The organism is Halomonas sp. (assembly GCF_052095695.1).
In the GTDB taxonomy this organism is placed as follows: domain Bacteria; phylum Pseudomonadota; class Gammaproteobacteria; order Pseudomonadales; family Halomonadaceae; genus Vreelandella.
Genome location: NZ_JBQDLQ010000145.1, coordinates 1 through 5,039, shown reverse-complemented (window position 1 = coordinate 5,039; position 5,039 = coordinate 1). Strand labels below are relative to the sequence as shown.

Here is a 5,039-nt window from a genome sequence, read left to right as displayed (position 1 = left end):
GACGAATGGGACGTTGCAATGCCTCGTCGAGGTGGCGCGTATGTTACTCAGACCTCATTGAACTGTCAAGCACTCTACCCCCCACCAGCCTAAATTCGACTGCTATCAATTACCTACAGCGCCAATAATCAGTGCTTGTCGCTATGCACACTAAGCGAGCCTGTCGTGATTATTAAGCATCATTGCGGTGCAGAGGTTTATTTTGCTTAGCGTTTGCCACTTCACTATCGAACTACAAAACCATTCAAAATCTTTTATTTATAATAAAATCGATTTTTCTGGCACACCCCTTGCTACTGCATTGTGTTTCCTTGCTGACCTATCTCCCCATGAACGAGGTGTGCTATGCCCTTATCCCGCCGCAAGTTTCTCACCACGGCAGCCGTCTCCTCCACCGCTGGCTTGGTATTAGGTGCGCCGTCAATTGCCCGTGCGCAATCTTCTGAAAGTTTTAACTGGCGCATGACCAATGCCTACGCTCCTGGCTCGCCCTTTTATGTAGAAGGCCCTGGCAGCCCTACTGACGTGATCGCCAAAATCAACGCTATGTCGGGTGGGCGGCTCAATATCCAGCACTTCTCATCCGGCGAGCTGATTCCGGCTTTTGAAGGCTTCGAAGCCGTCCAAAGCGGCACCATCGAGATGAACGCCGCTAACAGCTACTTTTGGTCGGGTACCACCTTTGCCGCCCAGTACTTCACTACCGTGCCGTTTGGCATGAGCTTTATGGGCCATATGGCGTGGCTTTATCACGGCGGCGGTTTAGAGCTTTGGCACGAGGTGTATGAACCCTACGGCATGGTGGCCTTTCCGTTGAACAATACCGGCGTACAAATGACCGGCTGGTTCCGCGAACCGATTGAGGATATTAGCCAGCTCAACGGCCTGCGCATGCGGGTTCCTGGCTTGGCTGGACAGGTTTACTCTTCGCTTGGCGTGGATGCCCGCGTACTGCCCGGTGGCGAAATTTTCCCAGCGCTGGAGCGTGGGGTTATTGATGCCGCCGAATTTGTGGGCCCCTTCCAAGACCGCCGCATGGGCCTACACAACGCCGCTAAGTTCTATCACACCACCGGCTGGCATGAGCCCTCAACCACCGGCGAACTGCTGATTTCAAAATCGCACTGGGACAGTCTTCCAGAAGATTTGCAGATGATTGTGAAGAGCGCCTGTATGGCCGCCTGCCTGGAGAGCGTGACCTGGTCGGAAGCGGTTAACGGCGAAGCCATGACCGATTTGGTAGAGAACGAAGGCGTTACTGCCAGCATGCTGCCACAACCCGTGATTGATGCGCTGCGTGAGGCAACGATGGACACGCTTTCTACCGAAGCCGACGCCGACCCGCTGGTGCGCAAAGTGCACGATAGCTATATGGCGTTTAAAGCCAATCATGACCGCTGGGCAGGCGCCAGCGAACGCGCCTGGTTAACTGACATTATCGGAGTCTGATATGCGCGTCGTGGCATGTTTTGTCCACGGCGTTGAGGCGGTGGTTCGGCTATTTGGCTGGGTCGCCGCCTGGACCTGCGTGGTATTAGTCGGATTCGTCGCTGGTGACGTATTGATGCGCTATGCGTTTAGCGTTGGCGCGGTATGGCTGCAGGAGCTGCAGTGGCACCTGATCTCACCTATCGCACTGTTTGGCATGTCGTATCTACTGCTGATGGGTGAGCAAGTTCGCGTGGACGTTTTCTACGAGCGCTTTCCAGCGGGTCTGCAGCGGGTGATTGAGATAATCGGCGGGCTATTGCTACTAGTGATGGGGCTATATATCGCCTGGCTGACGCTGCCCTGGATCGCCCAGTCATTCGCTCGCGGTGAAGCATCGCCCAATCCCGGCGGCCTACCCCTTCGCTGGCTGCTCAAATCACTGATCCCGTTTGGTTTCGTCCTTCTTGCGCTGCAAGGGTTGGCCTACGCGCTACGCCAGGCGTTCGCCCTACCCTCACGAGGTGAATAACGCATGTCTCCCAATGAATGGCTAGCGATCGGTATGATCGTGGCTTTTTTCGTGTTTTTGCTGATTGGTATTCCGGTAGGTATCAGCATCGCCGCTACGGCCTTCTTCTTTGGCTATATCGGCTTCGGACCGATGCTGTTTAACCTGCTGCCATCGCGTATCTACGGGGTGGTGACCAATTACACTTTTATGGCGATACCGCTGTTTGTGTTTATGGGGGTGATGCTGGAGAAGTCGAAATTGGCTGAAGAGTTGATCGATGTGATCGGCCACTTGTTTGGCGGCATTTCAGGCGGCATGGGCGTGGCGATTATTTTAGTTGGCGTTTTGTTAGGTGCCGCTACGGGCATTGTCGGCGCGACCATCGTCACCCTGGGCCTGCTCACCCTGCCCACGCTGCTCCGCCGTGGTTACCCCAAAACCCTGGCCACAGGCATGATCTGCGCCTCTGGCACTTTAGGGCAGATTATTCCGCCCAGCCTGGTGCTGATTCTACTGGCTGAAATTCTGGGTGAATCGGTCGGCACGATGTTCGCCGCGGCCATGGTGCCGGGGCTGACCCTGGCGGCGGTTTATATTATTGCCATTCTGATCATCGCCAAGCTCTACCCCCATTTGATGCCACCCATTCCAGCTGAAGAGCGTGCAAATATGGGGCGGCGCCAGCTGATTCGCAAAGTCATCACCGTGGTGGGCCCGCCTGTTGGGTTGGTATTTGCGGTATTAGGCTCGATTATTGGCGGTATTGCGGCGCCTACTGAAGCGGCCTCCATGGGCGCACTGGGCGCGTTAGTCATTGTGACTTGCTCCGGCCGGTTAACCTCTGCGCTACTCAAAGAGGTGGCCCAGGCCACGCTGGTGATCTCGGCGATGGTGTTCTTTATTTTGATCAGCGCCCAGGTGTTTGGCCTGGCCTTCCGTGGCTTGGGCGGCGAGCACTTGGTTGCCCGTATGTTTGATTGGGTGCCCGGTGGTGAGCTAGGTGCGATGCTGTTTATGCTGCTGCTGATGTTTGTGTTGGGCTTCTTCCTGGAGTGGATCGAGATCAGCTATATTGCCCTACCGCTGTTTTTGCCGTTCTTCATGCAGATGGGCGTCGACATGGTGTGGCTGGGGATTTTAGTCGGGCTGGTGCTGCAAACCTCATTTCTCACACCACCTTTTGGCTGGTCGCTGTTTTTCCTTAAAGGTGTGGCACCCAAGGAAGTCTCGACGCTGGATATCTACAAGGGCGCGCTGCCGTTTATCGGCTTACAGCTTCTGGCCGTAGCGCTGGTGTTTATCTTTCCCAGTATTGCCACATGGCTGCCGAACGCCATTGGCTGGTAATCATAATTAGAAAAGGTGTCTGGAAATGCTCCACACTCAACGTAGTTACGGCGGCAGCTGTGTCGCCCCTCACCATCTAGCTGCCAGCGCCGGGCGCGATGTGCTTAAACAGGGTGGTAATGCGGTAGAAGCCATGGTTGCCGCTGCCGCGGCCATTGCCGTGGTTTATCCGCATATGAACGCCCTGGGGGGCGACGGTTTCTGGTTAATTCATGAGCCGGGCAAAGCGCCGGTAGCTATCGACGCCTGCGGCCCAGCGGCGGGCTTGGCTAACGCGGATTTCTACGCCGCTGAAACGCAGATCCCCGAGCGTGGCCCTAAAGCTGCGCTTACCATGGCCGGCACCATTGGCGGCTGGCATGAAGCGCTCAACGTTGCGTCAGGCTGGGGCCAACCACTCCCTTTAACAACTCTCCTCACTGACGCTATTCACCACGCCGAAGCGGGCATTGCGGTCACCCAAAGCCAGGAAGCACTTACCGCCAAACACGTAGAGCGTTTATCCCAAAGCCCAGGCTTTAGCGACGCCCTACTGCTTAACGGCCAGGTACCCCGTGAAGGCGAACGGCTGCGCCAGCCGCGCTTGGCCGCCACCCTCAAGCGTTTGGCAGAAGCAGGATTAGATGACTTCTACCGCGGAGAGCTGGCTGCCAGTATGGCGCGGGATTTAGAGGCCGTCGGCAGCCCCTTGCGCCTGGCAGACTTTCACGCCTATCGCGCCCAACGGGTTACGCCGCTGGAAGTAACGCTTCAGGATGCCACGCTGTATAACCTGCCTGCGCCGACCCAAGGCATGGCCTCGTTAATGATTTTAGGTATCTACGAGCGCCTAAAAGCCGCAGAGCCCAACGGTTTTGACCATCTGCATGGGCTGATTGAAGCCACCAAACGCGCCTTTATCCTACGCGACCAAAACGTCACCGACCCCGGCCGTGTGCCAACACCGCTGCAAGATTTGCTCAGCGAAGAGAACATTGGCTTAGAAGCGGCTCAGATCGACCCGCAGCACGCCCTATCCTGGCCCCACGAACCAGCACCGGGCGACACCATTTGGATGGGCACCGTGGATAGCGAAGGACGTTCGGTGAGCTTTATTCAGAGCATCTACTGGGAATTTGGCAGCGGCGTGGTGTTACCGGAAAGCGGCGTGCTGTGGCAAAACCGCGGCATCAGTTTCTCACTTAACCCCGATGATCTGCGCGGCTTGGCCCCTGGCCGCAAACCCTTCCACACGTTGAACCCGGCGCTGGCCAAATTTAACGATGGTCGCACCATGGTCTACGGCACCATGGGCGGTGAAGGCCAGCCGCAAACCCAGGCGGCAGTGTTCTCACGCTACGCGCTACACGGCATGCCGCTGCAGCAGGCGATCACTGCGCCGCGCTGGCTGTTGGGCCGAACCTGGGGAGAAACCAGCACTAACCTAAAACTTGAGAACCGTTTTGATGACACCTTGGTGACCGCCCTGGCGACAGCGGACCACGATGTTGAAGTACTGACCGAGGCATTCAGCGACACCATGGGCCATGCGGGCGGCATTGTGCACCACCCGAATGGCTTAATAGAGAGCGCCCACGACCCGCGAAGTAACGGTGGTGCGGCAAGCATTTAATAAGACCGCAACTGTTATCACTGCGTGAAAATTGGGCTTTCCCATATGCTGAACTTGGACAGATAGCTAGCTGTCTCTTACACCAATGATAAGCTAGTCTGCCTAATAAGCCTCTGAATGATTGAAACCAGAGGGAAA

General features: G+C 56.4%; 4 protein-coding genes. All 4 read left to right on the top strand.

The annotated features are described in order from the left end of the window. The first annotated feature begins 345 nt into the window (after positions 1–345). From ACTH5D_RS17240 to ACTH5D_RS17225, 4 genes are read left to right on the top strand one after another with little or no spacing between them, the layout of a single operon-like run. The gene (locus ACTH5D_RS17240; RefSeq protein WP_441673386.1) at positions 346–1,449 is read left to right on the top strand and encodes a TRAP transporter substrate-binding protein; all 1,104 of its coding nucleotides are present in this window, start codon (positions 346–348) and stop codon (positions 1,447–1,449) included. Between the two features lies 1 nt (position 1,450). After that, positions 1,451–1,960, top strand: a complete 510-nt coding sequence (locus tag ACTH5D_RS17235; protein ID WP_441673384.1) for a TRAP transporter small permease subunit — start codon at positions 1,451–1,453, stop codon at positions 1,958–1,960. 3 nt (positions 1,961–1,963) lie between these two features. Continuing rightward, positions 1,964–3,289: a TRAP transporter large permease gene (locus ACTH5D_RS17230; RefSeq protein WP_441673382.1), complete on the top strand. Its 1,326-nt coding sequence runs from the start codon at positions 1,964–1,966 to the stop codon at positions 3,287–3,289. A gap of 25 nt (positions 3,290–3,314) precedes the next feature. Beyond that, on the top strand, positions 3,315–4,901 hold the full coding sequence (locus ACTH5D_RS17225) for a gamma-glutamyltransferase family protein (protein WP_441673380.1): 1,587 nt from the start codon (positions 3,315–3,317) through the stop codon (positions 4,899–4,901). The last annotated feature ends 138 nt before the right edge of the window (positions 4,902–5,039 follow it).

Bases quoted from the DNA above. Each gene is read 5' to 3' on its own strand.
- ACTH5D_RS17240 (WP_441673386.1), top strand. From the start codon at position 346: ATGCCCTTATCCCGCCGCAAGTTTCTCACCACGGCAGCCGTCTCCTCC.
- ACTH5D_RS17235 (WP_441673384.1), top strand. From the start codon at position 1,451: ATGCGCGTCGTGGCATGTTTTGTCCACGGCGTTGAGGCGGTGGTTCGG.
- ACTH5D_RS17230 (WP_441673382.1), top strand. From the start codon at position 1,964: ATGTCTCCCAATGAATGGCTAGCGATCGGTATGATCGTGGCTTTTTTC.
- ACTH5D_RS17225 (WP_441673380.1), top strand. From the start codon at position 3,315: ATGCTCCACACTCAACGTAGTTACGGCGGCAGCTGTGTCGCCCCTCAC.